This is a genomic window from Agromyces protaetiae (assembly GCF_004135405.1).
Taxonomy (GTDB): domain Bacteria; phylum Actinomycetota; class Actinomycetes; order Actinomycetales; family Microbacteriaceae; genus Agromyces; species Agromyces protaetiae.
Genome location: NZ_CP035491.1, coordinates 352,871 through 373,212, shown reverse-complemented (window position 1 = coordinate 373,212; position 20,342 = coordinate 352,871). Strand labels below are relative to the sequence as shown.

The window sequence follows — 20,342 nt, the reverse complement described above, 5'->3', positions numbered from 1 at the left end:
CGGCAGCGTGCCCCGATAGCTCAGTGGTAGAGCACTTCCATGGTAAGGAAGGGGTCGTCAGTTCAATCCTGACTCGGGGCTCTGGTTCGGTGTCGCGCGCGGCGCGGAATCATGCGGCGGGGTAGCTCAGGTGGTTAGAGCACACGGCTCATAATCGTGGTGTCGCGGGTTCGAGTCCCGCCCTCGCTACAACAGGCCCGGATTTCTGCGGAAGTTCCGGGCCTTTCGCGTTTCCGCTCAGGCCCCCGCCCGCAGCACCGGCAGCCCCTGCTCCTCGATCTCGGCGACGAGCACGTCGGGGGCTGCGGCGTCGGTGATGCAGAGGCCGAACGCGTCGACGGGCGCGATGCGGCCGAGGTGCGCCTCGCCGAGCTTCGACCCGTCGGCGACGACGACGGCGCGCGCGGCGGCGCGGAGCATGAGCGACTTCACCTGCGCCTCGGGCAGGTTGGCGTTCGTGACGCCGTGCACGGGGTCGACGCCGTTGCAGCCGATGAAGGCGAGGTCGACGTGGATCTCGTCGAGCATCGAGCCCGCGAGCGGGTGCACGAGCGAGTGCTGCCGGGGGCGGAGGGTGCCGCCCGTCACGATCACGGTGAAGCGCGGGATCTCGGGTTCGAGCTCGAGGGCGATCGAGAGGCCGTTGGTGAAGATCGTGACGTCGTCGAGGTCGGCGCGGGCGCGGAGCGCGCGGGCGATCTGCAGGGTCGTCGTGCCGACGTCGAGGATGAGGCTCTGCCCGCTCGCGACGAGGGCGGCGGCGGCTTCCCCGATCTGCCGCTTGGGGCGCACCGAGGTCTCGAGGGCTTCTTCGAAGGTCGGCTCGCGGTCGGGTCGGGCGGATGCCTCGAGCAGCGCGCCGGCCGTGACATCCGCGCCGTTCACGCCGATCGCGACGGGCACCGCGCCGCCGTGGACGCGGCGCACGGCGCCCGCGCGTTCGAGGACGTCGAGGTCTGCGCGCGCCGTGACGGACGTGACGCCGAACGCCGTCGCGAGGTCGGCGACCCGCACGAAGCCGCGCTCGACGACGAGGGCGAGCGCGAGTTCGCGGCGACTCACGGCATCCAACGCTTCGGGCATGCGCCGATTCTCCCGCGTGGCCCGCGGCTTTGCAATGCGAAAGAAGAGTTGTTTCGAAAACGAAAGTCACGTAACGTGGCCGCCGTGATCGCACAGGACCCCCGCATCGCGGTGCACCGCTCGACGCTCGCCGACGGCCGCGAGCTCATCGCGTTCGACGACGCCGACACGACCCTCGGCGAGGTGCGGCGCATCGACGAACGCGACCTCGACCCTCGCCCGGCCACCGCGCACATGCGCCAGGACGTGCTCACAGGCGACTGGATCTCGGTCGCCTCCGCCCGACAGAACCGCGTCTTCCTCCCGCCCGCGCACCTCGACCCGCTCGCCCCGCAGACGCCCGGGAACCCCTCCGAGATCCCCGGCTCGTACGACGTCGCCGTCTTCGAGAACCGGTCGCCGTCGTTCGGCCCGGCGCTCGCAGGTCCGGATGTCTCGCCGCTCGACCTGCTCGACGCCACGCGTTCGATCGGCCTCGAGCGGAGCCTCCCGTCGGTCGGCCGGTGCGAGGTCGTGTGCTTCTCGCCCGAGCACGAGGGCTCGTTCGGCACCCAGACGGTGTCGCGCGCCCGCACCGTGATCGAAGCGTGGGCGCACCGCACGGCCGAGCTCTCGGCGCTGCCGGGCGTGCAGCAGGTGTTCCCGTTCGAGAACCGCGGCGAGGCGATCGGCGTGACGTTGGGACATCCGCACGGCCAGATCTACGCCTACCCCTACGTGACCCCGCGCACCGAGCGGCTGCTCGACGCGATCGACGCGTACGGGCCGACCCTCATGGCCGACAACCTCGCGCGCGAACTCGACGGTCCGCGCGTCGTCCTCCGCGGCGAGCATTGGAGCGCATACGTGCCGTTCGCGGCGCGCTGGCCCGTCGAGGTGCACCTCGTGCCGCACCGCCACGTGCCCGACCTCGCCGAGACGACCCTCGCCGAGCGCGACGAGCTCGCCTCGGTGTACCTGCGGCTCCTGCGCGGCGTCGACGCGCTCTACGACACCCCCACGCCGTACATCGCGGCGTGGCACCAGGCGCCCGTGCACGAGCGGCGCGACGACGTGCGCCTGACCCTCCAGCTCACGAGCCCGCGCCGTGCGGCCGACAAGCTCAAGTTCCTCGCGGGTTCCGAAGCGGCCATGGGAGCCTGGATCGGCGACGTCGCGCCCGAAGCTGCAGCCGACGCGCTGCGCGCGGCGATCGAAGGAGTGCAGGTATGACGAACGCGGATGTCTCGACCGGCGACCTCGCTCGCGCGGGCTTCGCCGACCGGTTCGGCCGCTCGCCGCTCGGCGTGTGGAGCGCGCCGGGCCGCGTCAACCTCATCGGCGAGCACACCGACTACAACGAGGGCTTCGTGTTTCCGTTCGCGATCGACCGCCGCACGGTCGTCGCCCTCGGCGAGCGCTCCGACCGGGCCATCCGGGTCGCCTCGACCTTCGCGCCCGAGTCCGTCGAGATCGCGATCGACGACCTCACGCCCGGCGCGGTCGACGGCTGGGCCGCCTACCCGCTCGGCGTCGTGTGGGCGCTCGGCGCGTCAGGTGCCGACCTCGCGTCGGTGCGCGGTGTCGACCTCTTCATCGATTCGGATGTCCCGGTCGGCGCGGGCCTCTCCTCGTCGGCCGCGATCGAGTGCGCGGTCGCCCTTGCGCTCGACGAGCACTGGGCGCTCGGCCTCGACCGCCCGGCGCTCGCCAGCGTGGGGCAGCTCGCGGAGAACCGTGTCGTCGGGGCGCCGACGGGCATCATGGACCAGTCCGCCTCGCTCCTCGGCGAGGCCGACGCGGGGGTGTTCCTCGACTGCCGGTCGCGGGACGCCGAGGTCGTCGACCTCGGGTTCGCGGCGGCCGGCCTCTCGGTGCTCGTCATCGACACCCACGTCTCGCACGAGCACGCGACGGGCGGATACGCGGCACGGCGGGCTTCGTGCGAGGCAGGCGCCGCGGCCCTCGGCGTGCCGTCGCTCCGCGACGTCGATCCGGGCGACCTGCCGCGCGCCGCCGAACTCCTCGACGACGAGACCTTTCGCCGCGTGCGGCACGTCGTGACCGAGAACCGCCGTGTGCTCGACACCGTCCGCTCGCTCCGCGAGCACGGCCCCGCGTCGATCGGCGCGCTGCTCGAGGCATCCCACGCGTCGATGCGCGACGACTTCGAGATCTCGGTGCCGGAGCTCGACCTCGCCGTCGCGACCGCGGTCGACGCGGGCGCCGTCGGCGCACGCATGACGGGTGGCGGCTTCGGCGGCGCGGCCATCGCGCTCGTCGCCGACGACCTCGTCGAGACGACGTCCGGAGCCGTGCGTGCCGCGTTCGCAGCTGCCGGCTTCCGCGAGCCGACGATCTTCACGGTCGCGCCGTCGCAGGGAGCACGCCGGGACGGGTGAGGCGGGCCCGCTATGAACTGCGCGCCGTGACCGTCTCGAGCGTCGAACGGGTGGTTCGGAGGTCGGCTTCGAGCGCTCGGAGGTCGTCGGTCGGATTCCCGTGCACGACAGCCGAGTGCAGGCGTCGCCAAGAGGTGCGGCGAGGATCTTCGAACTGCAGGGGAAGCTCCCGCTCGCCGTCGTCGTCGACGACGACGACACTCCCCGGCCGCCCGTTCTCGGGTGCCGGGACGCGAAGCTCCGCCGACGCGTGCAGGGCGATGATGCGGGCACCCGCCGACGGAGCCTCGGCGCGCGTGCGGGTCATCCTGAAGCTGACGGGGCCTGTCGTGGATCGTCCGAGCGCCGTGTACGACGACTGCGAGGAGGTCAGGATCTCGAGCTCGTCGATCGGCCGGCCGAGGGCGCGGGCGAGCTGCAACTGCTCGAGCACGATCGTCTCCGTCGGGCGGGTGAAGCCCTCGACGATCCGCACGTCGAGCCGGGCGCCGGTCTCGGCGAGCCTGGCGAAGATCGGCGCTGCTCCGCGTGCGGTCTCGGAACATGTCCACTTCGAGTGGACGACCACGGGAATCGATACGGAGTCCTCGACGTGGTCGCCGGGCGCCTCGGGCGTCGGGTCGGAGACGAGGATGCCTCGTGCGCCGCGAGCGGCCGCCTCCACGAGCCGGTCGCGCCAACCGGGGTCGCCCGACACCTCCCTGAGGTCGGTCGGCCCGCCGTCGACGGCCGGCCGCAACGACCGGGGGAGAGAGGACAGGACCGCTCGGAGGTCGCGGCCGCCCGGACCGCCCGACTCCTCGGCTGCCGAGAGCGCGCTGCTCATTCGACGGCTCCGTTCATGACGAGTTGCGATGACTGCTCCGCGATCGAGAGGGCGAATCGCAGATCGTCCACGGATGAGAGCCGGGAGCGGGACGGCTGTCCGTCGCGGACGAGCCGGATGAGTTCGTGCCACTCACCTTCGTACCCGTTCTCCTCGAACGGGCCGACTCGGGTCTCGACGTGCTCGTGCGCCAGTTCCGCTGTGGCCGACCCCGCCATGACGTACGAGGGCGGGAACCGGACGGTCACGGTGTGCTCGTCGCCGACGGCCTCGAGTGTCCAGTCAGGCTTCCATCCGCCGTGCATCGCACCCTCGAGAATGAGGGTCCGCCCGTCGGTCTCTCCCACGATGAGGTACCCGAACGGCGGCTCGAATCGAGCCGAGACGATCGTGAGCTCCTCCCAACCGGGGAGTAGCCGCCGCACGAGGGGCAGGTCGTGGATGGCGAGTCCCATGACGGCGCCGTGGAGCGCGCCCGCCGTGGCCGAGGCATCCGGTTCGGAGGTCTTCGTCGGGGAGGGGGGAGCAGGCGGCCGGCCGACCATCTCGGTCGCGAGATCCTCGAACCGGCTGTTCCAGGGCAGGACGGCGGACGCTCGGATCGTGTGCGGAGTCGCGCCCGTGCCATCCCATCGGGCCGCCGCGGCGAGCCATCCGGGGTCGTAGGCGTGCATGTTGCCCACGACGAACGGAACCCCGCTCGCTTCGGAGGCGTCCACGATCTGCCGGGCCTCCTCGGCCGACATCGCGAGCGGCTTCTCGCAGAGCACCGCTCGGACTCCGGCTCGGAAGGCGGCGATCGCCTGCTCGGCGTGGAACAGGTGAGGGCTGCAGATGACGACGACCTCGACCGAGGGATCGGCGAGGAGGTCGTCGACGCTCGTCGACCAGGCCGCTCCGACGGGCGATGCGACGGTCTCGGCGATGCCGGCGTCGATGTCCATGACGTGGGCGACGAACAGGTGGTCGCCGAGCCGTGCGATCGCCGGCAGATGGATCGCCTGCGCGACGGGGCCCGCTCCGATGAGGCCGACGCCCAGACGCTCGCGGGCGGTCACGGCGCGATCACCAGCTCGTGACGGGTCCGCGCCCACTCGATGGCGATCCGGGAGCTGTCGATCCGGGTACGACGGTTGGGGACATCCACCTCGATGACGGCCCAGCCGTCGAAGTCCTCGGGGAGCGCGTCGAACACGCGGTCGAAGTCGACGGCGCCGGTCCCGGGTTCCGCCCAGACGTGCAGCTCACCGGTGGAGACGCGGTAATCGGTCCGGCGGGCGATCGCGAGTTCGCGGGCGGCAGCGTCGACGTCCTTCAGATGGAGTGCGACGACGCGATCGCGATAGTCCGCGATGATGTCGGCGGGGTCGGCGCCGGCCCAGAACAGGTGGCCGGTGTCGGGGCCGAAGGCGAGGTCGCTGCCCGCGGTGGCGTCGAGGACCCGGCGGGTCTCGTGTTCGGTCTCGACCCACGAGGCGACGTGCGGGTGGAGCGCGGCGGTCACGCCCTCGAGCCGAGCGATGTGCGCGGCTTCGGCGAGACCCTCGGCGAGGCGGTCGAGCCTGCTGGCGTCGGCGTGCGCGCCGACGGCGGGGAGCGCGCGACGTTCGGCCGAGAGCTCGCTCGCGACGAAGACGACGTCGACGCCGAGTTCCGCGTGCGCCGCGGCGACGCGTCGCACACGGTCGAGCAGCGCGCTCCTCGCCTCCGAGTCGTGGAAGTCGCCGCCGACGTAGCCCGGAGCGGGTCGGAAGCCGTACCCCTCGAGGAGCCGTCCGTAGTCGGGAACGGCAAGGCCGTCGGGGATCTCCGCGTGCACGGCCGTATAGCCGAGTGGAGCGAGTTCGACGAGCGCGGTCTCGACGACGACCTCCGAGACGCTCCAATGATCGTCGATCAGCATCCACGGAAGCGGGTTGATCGCGAGTGATGCACGGACCGGCATGGACTCCCCTTCGAGGTAACGACGATGAACGCTCGTTCACGTGTCATGAAATGTAAACACGTGCGTACTATTTGTCAACCGGCAGCCGGGGCGTCCCTTCGAGTCGGCGGATGGTCGCTTCGATGAACCGGTCGACCTCGCTCACGAGGTCGAAGTCGGGATCGAGCAGCCATTGGAGCTCGAATCCGTCGAGCGCGGCGATCAGCAGTCGCGCTTCCGACTGCACCTGCTCGGGCGGGAGCGGCATGAGCTCCCCGGCGTCGATCGCATCCTGGATGCGCTTGGCGAAACCCTCCCGCGTACTCGCGTAGCGTTCAACGATGAACTGCCTGGCCGGGTGGTCGGGGTTGGTCGCCTCGACGCCGAGGGTCAGGAACAGCTGGAGGAACCCGCGGTGCCGGAGGTGGTATTCCATGAGATCGGTGAGATCGCGCAGCGCCGCGACGCCCGTGGGCTCGGCGCCGGCCGTGCGGTGGGCGTTGTCGTTCTCCCAGTACCGCAGGACCTCCACGAGGAGATCCTCCTTGCTGTCGAAGTGACGGGCGAGCGCGGCCGGCGTGACCCCGACCTCTGCGGCGATCTGCCGCAGGGACCCGGCGAGATATCCGTACGTGCCGAAGACTTCGACCGCTTTGTCGAGGATCTGGCGGCGTCTCACGATGCCGTTCTTGTACGGTCCACGTTTCGTCTGGGTCATCCGGTCTCCGTTGCTCTGGTTTCCTCTTGCCCAAATGTTAGCGCTCGGCTACAGTTGCGCGAAAGGTATACACCTGTTCACAGTTTGGCGTTCGGTCGAAGGAGAAACGGATGCAGGACCACGGGTCTCACGTGAGCAGACTCGCCGGCGGAGCATCCACCGAAGCCGCCGTTCCACTTGCACGAAGCGCCCGGGTCGACGTGGCCCCGGCTTACCAAGAGGAGAAGAAATGACCACTCGAGCACTCCGCTCGACCGCGATCGTCGTCGCAGGCATCATGGCAGCACTGACGCTGTCGGCATGCTCCGGTGCGGGGACCGACGCGTCCGGCAAGACGACGATCAACTTCATGGCCGCCGACCCGCAGGACAAGTTCCAGCCCCTCATCGACGGATTCGAGGAAGCCAACCCCGACATCACGGTCGCGTTCACCTACGTGCCGTTCGACCAGTACAACAACGTCGTGAGTCAGCGCATCGGCGGCAAGGACGCCGGAGTCGACGTCTACGTCGCCGACACGGGCACCATCGGCGAACTCGCGACGAAGGGCTACCTCCAGGATCTCTCGTCGTTGCAGGCCGAGGCCGACGCGGCGTCCCTCCCGGCCGCGGTGGCGTCGAACGTCTACGACGGCAAGCTCTGGGCGCTCCCCATGTGGACCTCCCAGCAGTACCTCTTCTACAACAAGGACCTCCTCGACCAGGCCGGGCTCCCGTATCCGTCATCGGATCCGAACGAGCGCGTGACCTACGAAGAGCTCCTCGCCGACGCGAAGAAGGCCAAGTCGGCCGGCGCCGACTGGGGACTCATCCTCGACCAGATCGACCGCTACTACCAGATCCAGCCGATCGCCGAGTCGGCGGGCGGCGGCTCCGGGGCGACGGGCGACGACCTGCTCACCGCCGACGTCACGAACGCCGGCTGGAAGAAGGCGATGAACTGGTACTCCGAGCTGTTCTCGAGCGAAGTCGCCCCGCGCGGCAACGGCGCCGGGCAGATGGTCGAGGTGTTCGCCGGCGGCAAGGCCGCGTACATGATCAGCGGACCCTGGCAGATCACGACGAACGCGAATGCGACTCCGCCCGTGAACTTCGGCGTCGCGCCCAACCCGCTTTTCGAGGGCGGCAAGCCGACGATGGCGACCGGTTCGTGGAACATCGGCATCAACCCGGCATCGCAGCACCAGGACGCCGCGACCGCCTTCATCAAGTACGTCTCGCTGAGTGAAGAGGGCAACACCAAGTCGACCGAGATCACGGGCATCACGCCCACGAACCTCAAGTCGTTCGACGCCTGGATCGCGAAGGAGGACGCCATCCTCCCGCCGTCGACCACCGGGGTCGGCGCGCTCACGCTCGAAGAGCTCAAGACCGCCGCGGTCAACCGGCCGAACAGCCCCGGCTTCCGTCAGCTCCAGGACGTGCTCAACCGCGCCTTCTCGGACATCCGCAACGGCCAGGACGTCGACACCACCCTGGAGAACGCGCAAGACGAGCTCCAGTCGTACTGGGACCAGCTGAAGTGACCCTCCAGGTCGAGGCCGGGGAGCAGGTGGCGTGGGCCGAGGAAACGGCCCCTGCCGCCCCTCCCCGGCGTCGCCGCCTCCGCCGGCGACAGCTCTGGTTCCTGCTGGGGTTCCTGCTCCCCACGCTCGTGCTCCTCGTCGCGATGCGCGTGCTGCCCGGGATCGAGGCGGTCGGCGACAGCTTCTTCAAGAAGCCCATCACCGCGACATCCGAGCAGTTCGTCGGGCTCGAGAACTACATCACCCTCTTCACCGATCCCCGTTTCATCGGGGTGCTCGGGGTGACCGCGCTCTTCCTCGTGATCATCATCCCGCTGCAGGTCGTGGCGGCCGTCGGGCTCGGTCTCCTGCTCAACGAAGTGTTCCCCGGGGCATCCGGCGCCCGCGTCTTCGTCTACCTGCCGGTCGCTGCGCCCGGCGCCGTCGCGGCGATCGTCTGGGGCATCGCGTTCCAACAGCAGGGGCCCTTCAACGCGGTGCTGTCGGCGCTGAGCCTCCCGGAGCAGCCCTTCCTGAGCTCGCCCGATCAGGCGCTGCTCTGCATCGTCGTGCTCATGTCGTGGATCGGCGTCGGCTACTGGACGCTGTTCGTGATCGCAGGGCTTCAGGATGTCCCGGTGGAGCAGTACGAGGCGGCGACGCTCGACGGCGCCGGCTGGTGGCGCACCTTCTTCTCGGTCACGCTCCCGAACCTCCGTCGCCCCCTGACGTTCGTCATCGTGGCGAACACGGTCGCGAACGTGCTCGCCTTCGTGCCCGTGTCGATCCTCACCCACGGCGGCCCGGCAGGAAGCACCCGGCTCATCATGTACGACATCTACGAGCGGACCTTCGTGCTCGGCAACCCGAACCTGGGCCTCGCCGAGGTCGTGGTCCTCCTCGTGTTCCTCATCGGTATCACGGCGCTGCAGTTCCGCATGCTCGGAAAGGAGGAATCGTGAGCACCGGCAGGCTCTCGAACACCATCGGCACGACGCTGCCCCGCAAGGTCTCGGTCGCGGTCCTCGGATGGCTCGTCGCCCTCGCCTTCCTGCTTCCCCTCGCGTGGATGCTCTTCGGGAGCTTCCGCACCGAGACCGACCTCTTCACGAGCCAGTACCCGCTCACGCCGTGGATCCTGTTCCCGCGGACGTTCACGCTCGACAACTACACGGGCGTCCTCGGCGGCGTCTTCAGCCTGAGCGTCGTGAACTCGATCCTCGTCACGGCCGTGACCGTGCTCGTCGGCCTCCTCGTCAACGCGATGGCCGCGTTCGCGTTCGCGCTCTCGCGCGGGCGCGGTGCCCCGATCCTGTTCGGATTCGTCGTGCTGTGCTTCCTGATCCCGTTCGACGCCCTCGCGGTGCCGCTCGCGAACCTGTTCAAGGACTGGAGCCTCTGGAACACGTACGCCGGGCTCATCCTGCCGGGCATCGCCAACGGCTTCGTGATCTTCGCCCTGCGGCAGTTCTTCCTTGCCATCCCCGGCGAGTTGGCCGAAGCGGCGCGGATCGACGGGCTGAGCTCGTGGGGCATCTTCTGGCGCATCTATCTGCCGCTCTCGAAGCCCGCGCTCATCGGCGCCGGGTTCACGCTGTTCCTCTTCCAATGGGGCGCCTACCTGTGGCCGCTCCTCATCGGCACAGCCCCCGACAAGATGCTCGGCCCGATCGCGCTCGCATCGCTGTCGTCCCAAACCGAAGTGCATTGGGGCCAGATCTTCGCGGGAGCCGTCCTGCTCACGATCGTGCCCATGCTGCTGCTGCTCTTCTTCCAGCGACACTTCACCGGATCGCTGTCCACCTCGGGAAGCAAAGGATAGACCGACCACATGCTCATCATCGACACCGACCTCGGCAGCGACGTCGACGACGCCATGGCGCTGGGGGTCGTGCTCGGCTCGCCCGAACTCGCTCCGTACGCCGTGACGACCGTGTACGGCGACACGGTGCTTCGCGCGCGGCTGGCATCCCGGCTGGTCTCGCTCAGCTCGGGCCCGCGACCGACCGACATCGTCCCCGGCCGAACCGAGACGCTGAGCGGCAAGCCCGTGTGGTGGGCGGGGCACGAGGGCGAGCGCTACCCCGACCTCGCGAGCGAACCGCTCTCCGACGAGCGGGATGCGGTGGCGTTCATCACCCGGCTCGCCGCGGAGCATCCGGGAGAGGTCGACCTGCTGGCGATCGGGCCGCTCACCGACGTCGCCGCTTGCCTCGACGTCGATCCCGCCTTCGCGGGCAACCTTCGTCGGCTCGTCATCATGGGCGGCGACTTCCGCGAGGGGGACGCCCGTGTCTCCGAGCACAACATCGTCTCGGACGTCACGGCCGCCCAGCGGGTCTTCGACTCCGAGCTCGAGATCGTCGTCGGCGGCCTCGACCTCACGACCCAGCTGACGGTGGGGCGTTCGATCGTCGACGACATCGCCGCCGCGGGCCCGTTCGGCGCCGCGCTCGCCGAAGAGATCGCGCAGTGGTGGGCATTCATGGATGACTCGGAGAACACGCCGCACGACCCGATCCTCGCGGTGTATCTGGCTCGACCCGAGCTGTTCCGCACCGAGCGGGCGCGGGTCGCGGTCACCGACGACGGGTTCACGCGCGAAGCGGTCGACGCCGAGGGACAGGTGCTGATCCTGCGGAGCATGGACACCGAGGCGGTGCTGGCAGAGATCGTGCGCCGGATCCGCGCGGCCGGATAGTGGGCGGTGATGAAGGGCGGTCGGATGCCTCGCTGAGACGCCGTCCGCACGTGCTCGTCGTCGGCTCGCTGAACATCGACCACACCGTCGTCGTCGACGAGCTGCCGCGTCCGGGCGAGACCGTCACGGCCCGGAGGTCGTATCGGATGCCGGGCGGCAAGGGCGCCAACGAGTCCGTCGCCGCCGCGCGGGTCGGCGCCGATGTCGTGTTCGTGGCGGCGGTCGGGGATGACGAGCAGGGCCGGTCCGCCCTGCGGAGCCTCGCTGAACTCGGCGTCGACACGTCCTGGGCCGTCGAGAGGTCGGGCGCGCTCACGGGCACCGCGTCGATCACCGTCGACGCGTCGGGCGAGAACACCATCGTCGTCGATGCAGGGGCCAACGCGACGCTCGCGCCCGACGCGCTGCGCCCGGAGCAGTTCGAGGGCGCGGCGGCGCTGCTTCTCACGCTCGAGGTACCCGACCCCGTCATGGTCGCCGCGATGCGGGAGGCGAAGGCGCACTCGGTGCCCGTGATCTTCAATCCGTCGCCGCTGCGCGCGCACGATCGCGAACTCGTTCTCGGCACCGACATCCTCGTCGTCAACGAAGACGAGTTCCGCGCGCTCGCCTCGCCCGACGGCGCCGACGACACGGCTCTGCGACGTGCGGCGGAGGCGCTCGGCGTGCCCGTCGTGGTGGTCACCTGCGGGAGCAGAGGCGTGATCGTCGTCGATCGAACCGCCGGCGCGGAAGTCGCTCCCGTGCCGAGCATCGCCGTCACGGCGCTCGACACGACCGGCTGCGGCGATGCATTCACGGGCGCGCTCGCGGCGCGGCTGGCCGCCGGCGACGAGCTCTCCGCGGCCGTCGGGTTCGCCACGAGCTACGCGGCACTCGTCGCCACGAGGCGTGGAGCTCAGGCGTCCTACCCCGACCTGCCGACCTACGAGACTTGGATCGGGAGCGTGGGGAGCATTCGGGCATAGCGTGGACTCCATCGACACCCCGTTCCAGGGAAGGTGGAGAAATGGCCGCGAACGCCGACACGTCCGACTTGATGGCGCCAGAGCAGAACCTCGGGCGGATCATGTGGACGGGCACGATCTGGTTCGGCGTCGCGGCCCTTGCCGCGGCGCTCTTCCTCGGGCCGCTGCTCGCGTCGGGCTGGCGCCCGGCGCAGCTCGCCACGAGCGCGCAGGTCGTGTGGTGGATCGGCTCAGCGCTCGTCGCGCTGAGCCTCGGGCTCATCGGCTGGTCGGGATGTCCCATCCTCGAGGTCTCCGTGCGCGTCGCGGACCGCAACAAGACGCGGACGATGCAACTCGGCACGCTGCTCTTCATCGTCGGGGGCGTGCTCGCGGTCTTCGCCGTGCTCATCGGGTAGGCGCCCCCGTTCGTTCACCTGCGCGTCACCCGCGCGACCGTTGCCGACTCTGAGGCCCGGGTGGACAATTCCCGCATGGGTGACCCCGTCGAAGCACACGCCATCGCGAACGTCGTCGAGCAGTTGGTCGAGCGGTACCCGACCGTGAGTCGGGAGCGCATCGAGGAGATCATCGCCGAAGAGACCGCGCGCACCGCCGATGCGAAGGTGCGCGAGTACGTGCCGTCGCTCATCGAGCATGCCGCCGACGAGCGGCTCCGAGAGGAGGCGCATCCGGTCGACCGCACCGACTCCGGCGGGGGCGGACCCGTCATCGTCGCGAACGACGCCGACCACCTCGACCCCATCGAGGTCGAGCAGCGCAGCCGCAACACGGGATTGCTCTTCGGCGACCTCGGCGGCGGGTCGGACTGAGCCGTCTTCTCCACACCTTCGCGGCGCACGTCGTACACGCCTCCGATCACCCCTAGGCTCGGCGCGTGAAGATTCGTGGAACCAGGAGTCTGCTCGCCCTCGCGGGGGCGGCACTGCTCGTGACGTCTCTGTCGGCCTGCATCACGATCGAGGCGCCGGCGGGCGGTGATGCGGCCCCCGAGACCACCTCGGCGCCGTCACCGTCGGAGCCGCCGACCACGACGCCGGCGCCCGACGAGCCGGTGGTCGGCGCGCCCAACACGATCGCGTTCGAAGACGGCGACTGCGGGTATGACCCCGACGCGGGCGCGCTCTCGATGGTCGCGTTCGTCATCACGGCGGATGACTCGGTGACCCCGGTCGAGCTCACGTACTCGGTGTTCGTCCCGGGTTCCGACCCTGTCGTACGGAAGACGGAATCGGTCGGCCCGGTGATCACCGTCATCCAGACGGAGTGCGGCAGCGGCGTCGCGAGTGCGCCGTGGACCTTCACGGCGACGAGCCCGTCGGGCGGGTCGCTCGGGTGCGTGTCGTCGTTCGGCGGCAAGATCCTGCGGACCGCGAGCGACTACGCCGAGGGTGACACCGCTCGCGGCGTGAGCGTCGACTGCTCGGGCCACCCCGGCATGTGATCGGAGGCGGGGCTGCCTACGCCCCGCCGACGGCCAACCGCATGAGGTCGGTGTCGAAGTCGACGTCGGCGGCGGAGCGTTCGGCGCGCGTCGCGTTCCCCGCGAAGCGGTGTTGATAGCCGCCCCACCCGTTGGAAGCGATCGCCTCGCCGATCCCGCTCTGCAGGTACGCGACGAGTTCGGCGGCGACGCGTTCGATGCGTGAGCCGAGGGCCGTCGAGCCCCAGTCCTCGGGTGCGGCGAAAAGCGACGTCGGCATGGGCATCGCACGCAGGAAGGCGAACAGCGGCCGCAGGTGGTCGTCGACGACCATCGCATGCCGGGCGGTGCCGGCGGTCGAGGCGAGCGCGACGGGCTTCGCGATGAGGAGGTCGTCGTCGACGAGGTCGATGAACGACTTGAAGAGGCCCGAGATGCCGGCCTTGTAGACGGGGGTTCCGGCGATGACGGCGTCGGCTTCGGCGAGCTTGTCGATCGCGGCTTTCAGCGGCTCGGCCGGCAGGACCGACGTGATCGCGCGTGCGATGTCGACGGCGAGCGGGCCGAGTTCGACGACCGAGACGGTCGCCTCGCGGCCGGAGGCCGAGAGCAGGTCGATCGTCTTCTGGGCGACGCGGTCGGTGAGGAGCCGGGTGGATGAGGGCTCGGTGACCCCGGCCGACAGGACGACGAGCCGCAGGGGGCGGCGGGAGACATCCGGTTCATGCAGTTCAGCGGTCATGGTTCGTTGCTTTCGAGAGAAGCGGGCAGGATGCCGAGGGCGTCCTGCTGCACGCGGGCGTAGGTGCCGGATGCCCCGGCGAGGAGTTCGAGGCTCAGCGCACGCAACTCGCGGAGCTGGGCGGGGGAGAGCGACCGGCTCATGACGACCGCGATCGTGCGCGCGAGGCCTGCGCCTACGCGTCGCTGGATCGCGGACCCGGCGGCGGTGAGCCGGATGCGCCGGGCCCGTTTGTCGGCGTCGTCGGCGCGCCGCTCGACGAGCCCTTGCGCTTCGAGGCGGGCGATGAGCCGTGACATCCCGGGCTGGGTGAGGAGCACGTCCTCGCCCAGCTCGGTGATGCGCAGGCCTTCGGGCTGGCTCGACAGCGCGTAGAGCACGGCGTACTCGGTCTGGGCGAGACCCTCCCAGATGTCGGCGTCCGCGAACTCGCGGCCGATGGTCGCCTGGGTGCGGTAGTACGCCTCCCAGGCGTCGTTCGCGAGTCGGACGTCGATGGTCATGGGATGAGTCTGCCCCGGCTTACGCGGCCAGCGGGAAGGTCGCCTGGACCGACGGGTCGCTGTCCTGGTAGGGCGAGGCGCCCGACAGGTTGTCGCCGCGGTTGGGGTTCGGGCGCGGCTGGCGCGGCTCGGCATCGCCGTACTTCTCGCGGACGAGCGAGGCGTGGGTGGGGGCATCCGGCGTCTGCGGCGCCTTGCGCGCCGCCATCTCCTTGCGCAGGACCGGCACGACCTCGGTGCCGAGGAGCTCGACCTGCTCGAGCGCGAGCTCGACCGGGAGGCCGATGCCGTCGAGCGCGAAGAGCTGGCGCTGGTAGTCGCCGAAGCCCTGCTGGAAGGTCAGCACCTTATCGATGACCTGCTGCGGGCTGCCGACGGTGAGCGGCGTGCCCGCCATGAAGTCCTCGAGGGTGTTGCCCTTGAAGAGCGGGAAGTTCTCGAAGTACGGGCGGAATGTGTTGACGGCGTCCTGCGAGCGCTTCGCGATGAACGCCTGCCCGCCGAGGCCCACGATCGCCTGGTCGGCGGGGCCGTGGCCGTGGTGCTCCCACCGCTCGCGGTAGAAGTCGACGAGCGGCTTGAAGTGGAAGTTCGGCGCGAGCACATGGTTCGCGAAGTAGCCGTTGCCGTAGAACGCGGCCTGCTCGGCGATCTCGGGCGTGCGGATCGAGCCGTGCCACACGAACGGCGGCACGTCGTCGAGCGGGCGCGGCGTCGCGGTGAAGCCTTGGAGCGGCGTGCGGTAGCGGCCTTCCCAGTCGACGACGTCTTCACGCCAGAGGCGGTGGAGGAGGTTGTAGTTCTCGAGCGCGAGGGCGACGCCCTGGCGGATGTCCTTGCCGAACCACGGGTAGACGGGCACGGTGTTGCCGCGGCCGACCATGAGGTCGAGGCGGCCCTTCGCGAGGTGCTGAACGGTCGCGTAGTCCTCGGCGATCTTGACGGGGTCGTTCGTGGTCATGAGGGTGACCGAGGTCGACAGGATGATCCGCTCGGTGATCGTCGCGATGGCCGCGAGGATCGACGGGGAGAGGAGGGGACGAACGGCGGGTTGTGGTGCTCGCCGATGGCGAAGACGTCAAGGCCGACCTCGTCGGCGCGCTTGGCGATGCGCACGAGGTTCGTGATGCGCTCGTGCTCGCTCTGCGTGATGCCCGTCGTGGGGTCGGGGGCGACGTCTCCGACCGAGAAGATTCCGAACTGCATAAGTCCGCCTTTCAGGAGTGTCTGAAGTGACGGAGGATGAAACAACATGACTGGTCATGTATTCCCGAGGCGTCCACAGCGTGCGGCGGCGGCGCGAGGCATCCGGATGTCTCGAAGGCACGCGGATGCCTCGGGGCGGCGCTCTGCGCTACTTCGCGACCTCGACCGCGACGACCGTCGAGCTCCACGGGCAGTACGTGTCGCTCGTGACCTCGTGCCGCTCGACGAACGACGGCAGGCCGTCGCACACCTCGGTCGTCATGTCGGCGAACTCGAGTGTCTTCGGGTCGATGTGCCACGACCACGGCGCGTTGACCCCGCCGTCGCCGTCGTACGAGATCTTGCCGACCGGGATCGCGGCGACCTCTTCGCCCGCGAGCAACTGCTGCGCGTGGTCGACGAGTTCGGTGCTCGCGAGCCCGATGCGGAACGTCTCGGGGCCGTCGCCGCCCTCGACCTGGAAGGTCGCGACGCCTGCGAGACCGGCGGGCACGCCGGCGGAGTCGGTGGGCGAGGGGCCCGCATCGGTCGACGCGCACGCCGTGAGCGTGAGCGTGAGCGCGAGGCCGACGGCAGAGGCCGTCGCGGCGAGCGGGCGGTGGAGCCGGGAACCGGTGATCACGCCTCGATCGTAGGGATGGAGCGCGGGTGCGGCTAGGGTCGCGCCGACATCGTTCGCCGGCGAGGGTCAGAACTCGCCCGACCGCAGCCGCTCGAGCGTCGTCGGGCCGATCTCGGCGCGCGCCGCAGGAGTCGACGCGTAGAACGTCACGAGTTCGGCGAGGATGACCGGATCGCTCGCGAGGTCGCGGGCCGCGAAGGTCGCCGCCGCTCCGTCGCGCGTGCGCACGTGTACGCGATTCGCCACGAGCTCGGCGCCGGCGATGTCGCCCCAGGCGGCGTCGAGCCGATTGCCGGGGATGCGGAGCGCGACGCCGTCGGGGGTCAACGACACTTCGTGGGAGCCCGGTCGGCGGAACAGCGCCCGCGCGCCGCCCCACAGCAACCCGAGCGAGACGAACGGAACGAGCAGCAACGTGAGCAGGGTCACCCGGGCGGACGGCACCGTGAAGACCACCCAGACCCACGACCCGAGGAGCGCGAGACCCGCGACGCCGAGCAGCAGGACCAGTCGCGACAAGCCCTCGATCTGTCCGAATCGGATCGAGCCGGGAGCAGTGGATGCACGCACCACGCGAAGGCGGCCGACCCGCAGGTGGGCGAGGACCATCCAGACGCCGACGCCGACCGCGACGAGCGTGGACGCGCCGAGCGCCTTCATCGCCGGAGCCGGGTCGAAGAGGTGCACGACGGCGTAGGCGACGCCCGCGAGCGTCAAGACGACTCCCGTGAAGCTCAGCAGCGTCGTCGAACCTTGCTGTCCCTGCCAGCCGGCGTGGCCGGGCACCCAGGTCGTCTCGTTCACCAGTCGTCTCCGTTCGCGCCCTCCGTCGGTGCCACCCCGCACCGCAGCCTAGGCGGTTAGGCTCGCGGCATGCAGGTTCCACAGCGCGAACCGGATGCCCCGCTCGCCGCCCTGGGTCTCGGGCTGGCCGCGATCGGCCGCCCTGCCTACATCACGACCGGACGCGAACACGATCTCGGCGACGACCGCAGCATCGAGGTGTTCCGCGCCCGGGCGCACGCGCTCCTCGATGCGGCGTGGGCGCGAGGCATCCGATTCTTCGACGCCGCCCGCTCCTACGGGCGCGCCGAGGAGTTCCTCGGAAGTTGGCTCGCCGCCCACCCCGAACGACGCGACGACCTCGTCGTCGAGTCGAAGTGGGGGTACGAGTACGTCGGCGCCTGGCGCATGGACGCACCCGTGCACGAGCGCAAGGAGCACTCGCTCGCGATGCTCGACCGGCAGTGGCCCGAGACGCTCTCGGCCCTCGGCGGCCCGCCCGACGCGTACCTCGTGCACTCCGTGACGCCCGAAAGCCCGGCGCTCTCCGATGCAGTCCTCCTCGACCGACTGCGCGAGCTCGCCGCGACGGGCGTTCGCATCGGCATCTCGACGAGCGGGCCGGCGCAGGGCGACGTCCTCGACGCGGCGCGCGCACTCGCCGACACCCCGTTCAGTGCCGTGCAGGCGACGTGGAACCTCCTCGAGCCGTCGGCGGGTCCCGCGCTCGCGCGGGCGCACGCGGCCGGCTGGCTCGTCGTCGTGAAAGAGGCGCTCGCGAACGGTCGGCTCTCGCCCGAGGGCGTGGGCGACGTCGACGCGGCCGACGGCCGCGAGGCACCGGATGCCTCGGCGGCACGCGTTGCGGTCCTCGCAGCGGTCGAAAACCAGAGCGCCGACGTCTTCGCGCTCGGCGTCGCACGCGCGCAGCCGTGGTGCGACGTCGTCCTGTCGGGCGCCGTCACCGAGGAGCAGTTGGCGTCGAATCTCGCGTCGGGGGACGCATCCAATGCGGTGGAGACCTCCGCCCTCGGTGCGCTCGACGCCCTCGCGGAACCGCCCGCGCAGTACTGGGCCGAGCGCAGCGCGCGCGGCTGGCACTGACCGACGGGACGAGGGGTTCTCACCCTTCGTCCTGTCCTCCGCCGCGGATTCGCCTATCCTCGATCGAGGACCTGCCCGACGACGAGAGACCCGACGATGCCCGACACGTACGACGCCGACGCTCCCGTGCGCCGCCGTGGCCGTCGTGCCGCCGCGCCGCCGCCGACGCTCGCGTCGCGCGCTCTCGCGTTCCCCGGCCGTGTCGCGGCGGGGTTCGACGGGCGCCCGCGTACCGCCGCCGCGACCGTCGCCGCGTTCCTCTGCTCGACCGCGGCGGTCGTCGCGGTCACCTCACTGCTCCTCACGGCGATGGCGGTGCAGTACGGGTGGGTCGTCGACGATCGCCCGGTGGCCGAGTACCTCCCGCCGGTTCCCGCTGTCGGTGAGCGCGTCACCGGCCCGAACGCGGGTCCGCCGCCCGGCGACCTCCGCGGCGGCATGCACGAACAGGCGGCGGAGGTTCCCACCGAGTAGCCGTCAGGGAGGAGGCCCCGGCCGCCGCCCCTTCCACGGGTCGTAGTCGGCGAGGAGCGGCTCTTCGTCCGGCCGTTCGGCTTCGGGCACATGCTCGAGGTTGATGCGGACGCGGTACCAGAGCGAGCTCGCGCCGCGCATGCCGTCGAGGAGCACGTCGGCGGGGCGCAACTGCGAGGCGACGGCGGCGTGCGCGGCCTTCCATCGCTCGAGGGCGTCGAGCGCCTCGGGCTTCGTCTCGGTGCGGGCGATCTCGATGAGGGGCAGGTCTTCGCGCTGACGCTCGGTCGGCCCGAGGGCCGCGGCGAGCGCGAGGAGCCCGTCGAGCACGCCGACCTCGTCGTCGATCCCCGCCATCGGGTCGCCGCGCTCGGCGTAGCGCTCGAGCACCGTCGGCACCGTGAACGCCTCGGGGCGCGCCGTGCGCAGTTCGTCCCAGTCGAGCGGCGTCGAGACGCGCGCGTCGGGCCGCGGACGCACCGAGTAGGCGGAAGCCACGGTGCGATCCTTCGCGTTCTGGTTGAAGTCGACGAACACGCGCTCGCCGCGCTCCTCCTTCCACCACCGCGCGGTCGCGAGGTCGGGCGCGCGGTTCGCGACCTCGCGCGCGAGCGCTTCGGCCGCGAGGCGCACGTCGGCGAACTCCCAGCGCGGTTCGATGCGGACGAGCAGATGGATGCCTCGTGAGCCCGACGTCTTCGGGAACGCGAGGAGGCCGTGCTCGGCGAGCACCTCGCGGGCGACGAACGCCGTGTCGACGATCTGCGCCCACTCGACGCCGGGCATCGGGTCGAGGTCGACCCTGAGTTCGTCGGGGTGGTCGAGGTCTTCGGCCCTGACGGCGTGCGGGTTGAGGTCGAGGCATCCGAGATTCACGACCCACGCGAGCGCCGCGGCATCGCGCACGACGACCTCCTCGGCCGACGTGCCGCGCGCGTAACGAAGGGTCGCCGTCTCGACCCAGGCGGGGCGGTTGTCGGGCACGCGCTTCTGGAAGAACGGTTCGTGGTCGATGCCCTTCACGAAGCGCTTCAGCACCATCGGGCGGCCGCCGGCTCCGCGCAGGGCGCCGTCGGCGACCGCGAGGTAGTACCGCACGAGGTCGAGCTTCGTGAGGCCGGGCTCGGGGAAGACGACCTTGTCGGGGTGGCTCACGCGCACCTCGCGGCCCTCGATGTCGAGGACTTCGGCCTGATCCGCCGCGGGGCTCACGCGGCCACCCTACGGCAACCCGGAGAAATCTGCCGTCTCATCTGGTCATCTTCACCACGAGGCATCCGAGTCCGCCTAGTCTGACGGCATCGCGGCGTACCCAAGCGGCTCAAGGGACCGGTTTCATACACCGGGATTCGCAGGTTCGAATCCTGCCGCCGCGTCGGT

General features: G+C 70.4%; 22 protein-coding genes, 3 tRNA genes and 1 pseudogene. 15 read left to right on the top strand and 11 right to left on the bottom strand.

Translation table 11 applies throughout. The features are described 5' to 3' along the window. Positions 1-9: 9 nt before the first annotated feature. A tRNA-Thr gene (locus tag ET445_RS01750) sits at positions 10-81 on the top strand. A 34-nt stretch (positions 82-115) separates the two neighbouring features. Next, a tRNA-Met gene (locus tag ET445_RS01745) sits at positions 116-189 on the top strand. Positions 190-237: 48 nt separating this feature from the next. Here the strand turns inward: ET445_RS01745 and ET445_RS01740 are convergent. Further along, complete coding sequence (locus tag ET445_RS01740) at positions 238-1,083, bottom strand: DeoR/GlpR family DNA-binding transcription regulator (RefSeq protein ID WP_129188287.1); 846 nt, start codon at positions 1,081-1,083, stop codon at positions 238-240. 84 nt (positions 1,084-1,167) lie between these two features. On the opposite strand from ET445_RS01740, the gene galT reads away from it, so the two are divergent. Together galT and galK are read left to right on the top strand one after the other, a co-directional pair. After that, on the top strand, positions 1,168-2,295 hold the full coding sequence (galT, locus tag ET445_RS01735) for a galactose-1-phosphate uridylyltransferase (RefSeq protein WP_243695287.1): 1,128 nt from the start codon (positions 1,168-1,170) through the stop codon (positions 2,293-2,295). Beyond that, positions 2,292-3,464 carry a galactokinase gene (gene galK / locus ET445_RS01730; RefSeq protein ID WP_129188283.1) on the top strand — a complete coding sequence of 391 codons (1,173 nt, stop codon included), beginning with the start codon at positions 2,292-2,294 and terminating at the stop codon, positions 3,462-3,464. The genes galT and galK overlap by 4 nt, the downstream gene beginning before the upstream one ends. 10 nt (positions 3,465-3,474) lie before the next feature. On the opposite strand, the gene ET445_RS01725 is transcribed toward galK, so the two are convergent. The 4 genes from ET445_RS01725 to ET445_RS01710 all read right to left on the bottom strand — a co-directional run bounded on the left by ET445_RS01725 (position 3,475) and on the right by ET445_RS01710 (position 6,932). Beyond that, positions 3,475-4,290, bottom strand: a complete 816-nt coding sequence (locus tag ET445_RS01725; RefSeq protein ID WP_129188281.1) for a hypothetical protein — start codon at positions 4,288-4,290, stop codon at positions 3,475-3,477. After that, positions 4,287-5,348: a Gfo/Idh/MocA family protein gene (locus ET445_RS01720; RefSeq protein WP_243695286.1), complete on the bottom strand. Its 1,062-nt coding sequence runs from the start codon at positions 5,346-5,348 to the stop codon at positions 4,287-4,289. Before ET445_RS01720 ends, ET445_RS01725 begins: the two co-directional genes overlap by 4 nt. Further along, positions 5,345-6,235 (bottom strand): sugar phosphate isomerase/epimerase family protein, encoded by an 891-nt coding sequence (locus tag ET445_RS01715; RefSeq protein WP_129188279.1) that lies wholly within the window; start codon positions 6,233-6,235, stop codon positions 5,345-5,347. The genes ET445_RS01720 and ET445_RS01715 overlap by 4 nt, the downstream gene beginning before the upstream one ends. Positions 6,236-6,302: 67 nt before the next feature. Continuing rightward, positions 6,303-6,932, bottom strand: coding sequence for a TetR/AcrR family transcriptional regulator (locus ET445_RS01710; protein WP_129188277.1), 630 nt, complete (start codon positions 6,930-6,932; stop codon positions 6,303-6,305). Between the two features lie 229 nt (positions 6,933-7,161). Here ET445_RS01710 and ET445_RS01705 point away from each other — a divergent pair, with 229 nt between their 5' ends. From ET445_RS01705 to ET445_RS01670, 8 genes are all read left to right on the top strand, one after another. Next, positions 7,162-8,457: an ABC transporter substrate-binding protein gene (locus ET445_RS01705; RefSeq protein WP_165314264.1), complete on the top strand. Its 1,296-nt coding sequence runs from the start codon at positions 7,162-7,164 to the stop codon at positions 8,455-8,457. Next, on the top strand, positions 8,454-9,398 hold the full coding sequence (locus ET445_RS01700; protein WP_129188273.1) for a carbohydrate ABC transporter permease: 945 nt from the start codon (positions 8,454-8,456) through the stop codon (positions 9,396-9,398). The genes ET445_RS01705 and ET445_RS01700 overlap by 4 nt, the downstream gene beginning before the upstream one ends. Next, on the top strand, positions 9,395-10,258 hold the full coding sequence (locus tag ET445_RS01695) for a carbohydrate ABC transporter permease (RefSeq protein WP_129188271.1): 864 nt from the start codon (positions 9,395-9,397) through the stop codon (positions 10,256-10,258). The genes ET445_RS01700 and ET445_RS01695 overlap by 4 nt, the downstream gene beginning before the upstream one ends. A gap of 9 nt (positions 10,259-10,267) precedes the next feature. Continuing rightward, the gene (locus ET445_RS01690; RefSeq protein ID WP_129188269.1) at positions 10,268-11,137 is read left to right on the top strand and encodes a nucleoside hydrolase; all 870 of its coding nucleotides are present in this window, start codon (positions 10,268-10,270) and stop codon (positions 11,135-11,137) included. After that, on the top strand, positions 11,137-12,105 hold the full coding sequence (locus ET445_RS01685; RefSeq protein WP_165314263.1) for a ribokinase: 969 nt from the start codon (positions 11,137-11,139) through the stop codon (positions 12,103-12,105). Before ET445_RS01690 ends, ET445_RS01685 begins: the two co-directional genes overlap by 1 nt. A gap of 41 nt (positions 12,106-12,146) precedes the next feature. After that, positions 12,147-12,503 (top strand): hypothetical protein, encoded by a 357-nt coding sequence (locus ET445_RS01680; RefSeq protein ID WP_129188265.1) that lies wholly within the window; start codon positions 12,147-12,149, stop codon positions 12,501-12,503. 75 nt (positions 12,504-12,578) lie between these two features. After that, positions 12,579-12,917, top strand: a complete 339-nt coding sequence (locus ET445_RS01675) for a three-helix bundle dimerization domain-containing protein (RefSeq protein WP_129188263.1) — start codon at positions 12,579-12,581, stop codon at positions 12,915-12,917. Positions 12,918-12,982: 65 nt separating this feature from the next. Next, positions 12,983-13,549, top strand: coding sequence for a hypothetical protein (locus ET445_RS01670; protein WP_129188261.1), 567 nt, complete (start codon positions 12,983-12,985; stop codon positions 13,547-13,549). Between the two features lie 16 nt (positions 13,550-13,565). On the opposite strand, the gene ET445_RS01665 is transcribed toward ET445_RS01670, so the two are convergent. The 5 genes and pseudogenes from ET445_RS01665 to ET445_RS01645 form a co-directional block, all read right to left on the bottom strand. After that, positions 13,566-14,270, bottom strand: a complete 705-nt coding sequence (locus ET445_RS01665) for a CE1759 family FMN reductase (RefSeq protein ID WP_129188259.1) — start codon at positions 14,268-14,270, stop codon at positions 13,566-13,568. Then, positions 14,267-14,773, bottom strand: coding sequence for a MarR family winged helix-turn-helix transcriptional regulator (locus ET445_RS01660; protein ID WP_208008494.1), 507 nt, complete (start codon positions 14,771-14,773; stop codon positions 14,267-14,269). Before ET445_RS01660 ends, ET445_RS01665 begins: the two co-directional genes overlap by 4 nt. Before the next feature lie 19 nt (positions 14,774-14,792). Then, positions 14,793-15,979, bottom strand: a pseudogene (locus tag ET445_RS01655) (CE1758 family FMN-dependent luciferase-like monooxygenase). 148 nt (positions 15,980-16,127) lie between these two features. Continuing rightward, on the bottom strand, positions 16,128-16,601 hold the full coding sequence (locus ET445_RS01650) for a BP74-related protein (protein ID WP_243695285.1): 474 nt from the start codon (positions 16,599-16,601) through the stop codon (positions 16,128-16,130). 66 nt (positions 16,602-16,667) lie between these two features. Continuing rightward, a complete protein-coding gene (locus tag ET445_RS01645) occupies positions 16,668-17,405 on the bottom strand; it encodes a PH domain-containing protein (protein ID WP_129188257.1) in 738 nt (245 codons plus the stop codon). A 69-nt stretch (positions 17,406-17,474) separates the two neighbouring features. Between ET445_RS01645 and ET445_RS01640 the strand changes: the two genes are divergently transcribed. Both ET445_RS01640 and ET445_RS01635 read left to right on the top strand, forming a co-directional pair. Continuing rightward, positions 17,475-18,488: an aldo/keto reductase gene (locus tag ET445_RS01640; protein WP_129188255.1), complete on the top strand. Its 1,014-nt coding sequence runs from the start codon at positions 17,475-17,477 to the stop codon at positions 18,486-18,488. A 96-nt stretch (positions 18,489-18,584) separates the two neighbouring features. Next, on the top strand, positions 18,585-18,962 hold the full coding sequence (locus ET445_RS01635) for a hypothetical protein (RefSeq protein ID WP_129188253.1): 378 nt from the start codon (positions 18,585-18,587) through the stop codon (positions 18,960-18,962). A gap of 3 nt (positions 18,963-18,965) precedes the next feature. On the opposite strand, the gene ligD is transcribed toward ET445_RS01635, so the two are convergent. Next, positions 18,966-20,174, bottom strand: a complete 1,209-nt coding sequence (gene ligD, locus ET445_RS01630; protein ID WP_129188251.1) for a non-homologous end-joining DNA ligase — start codon at positions 20,172-20,174, stop codon at positions 18,966-18,968. 90 nt (positions 20,175-20,264) lie between these two features. Here ligD and ET445_RS01625 point away from each other — a divergent pair. Continuing rightward, positions 20,265-20,338, top strand: a tRNA-Met gene (locus tag ET445_RS01625). The last annotated feature ends 4 nt before the right edge of the window (positions 20,339-20,342 follow it).

What these genes read in the sequence shown, in the direction of transcription:
- ET445_RS01740 (WP_129188287.1), bottom strand. Translation starts at nt 1,083, where the DNA reads ATGCCCGAAGCGTTGGATGCCGTGAGTCGCCGCGAACTCGCGCTCGCC.
- galK (WP_129188283.1), top strand. Translation starts at nt 2,292, where the DNA reads ATGACGAACGCGGATGTCTCGACCGGCGACCTCGCTCGCGCGGGCTTC.
- ET445_RS01725 (WP_129188281.1), bottom strand. Translation starts at nt 4,290, where the DNA reads ATGAGCAGCGCGCTCTCGGCAGCCGAGGAGTCGGGCGGTCCGGGCGGC.
- ET445_RS01715 (WP_129188279.1), bottom strand. Translation starts at nt 6,235, where the DNA reads ATGCCGGTCCGTGCATCACTCGCGATCAACCCGCTTCCGTGGATGCTG.
- ET445_RS01710 (WP_129188277.1), bottom strand. Translation starts at nt 6,932, where the DNA reads ATGACCCAGACGAAACGTGGACCGTACAAGAACGGCATCGTGAGACGC.
- ET445_RS01705 (WP_165314264.1), top strand. Translation starts at nt 7,162, where the DNA reads ATGACCACTCGAGCACTCCGCTCGACCGCGATCGTCGTCGCAGGCATC.
- ET445_RS01690 (WP_129188269.1), top strand. Translation starts at nt 10,268, where the DNA reads ATGCTCATCATCGACACCGACCTCGGCAGCGACGTCGACGACGCCATG.
- ET445_RS01680 (WP_129188265.1), top strand. Translation starts at nt 12,147, where the DNA reads ATGGCCGCGAACGCCGACACGTCCGACTTGATGGCGCCAGAGCAGAAC.
- ET445_RS01675 (WP_129188263.1), top strand. Translation starts at nt 12,579, where the DNA reads ATGGGTGACCCCGTCGAAGCACACGCCATCGCGAACGTCGTCGAGCAG.
- ET445_RS01665 (WP_129188259.1), bottom strand. Translation starts at nt 14,270, where the DNA reads ATGACCGCTGAACTGCATGAACCGGATGTCTCCCGCCGCCCCCTGCGG.
- ET445_RS01660 (WP_208008494.1), bottom strand. Translation starts at nt 14,773, where the DNA reads ATGACCATCGACGTCCGACTCGCGAACGACGCCTGGGAGGCGTACTAC.
- ET445_RS01640 (WP_129188255.1), top strand. Translation starts at nt 17,475, where the DNA reads ATGCAGGTTCCACAGCGCGAACCGGATGCCCCGCTCGCCGCCCTGGGT.
- ET445_RS01635 (WP_129188253.1), top strand. Translation starts at nt 18,585, where the DNA reads ATGCCCGACACGTACGACGCCGACGCTCCCGTGCGCCGCCGTGGCCGT.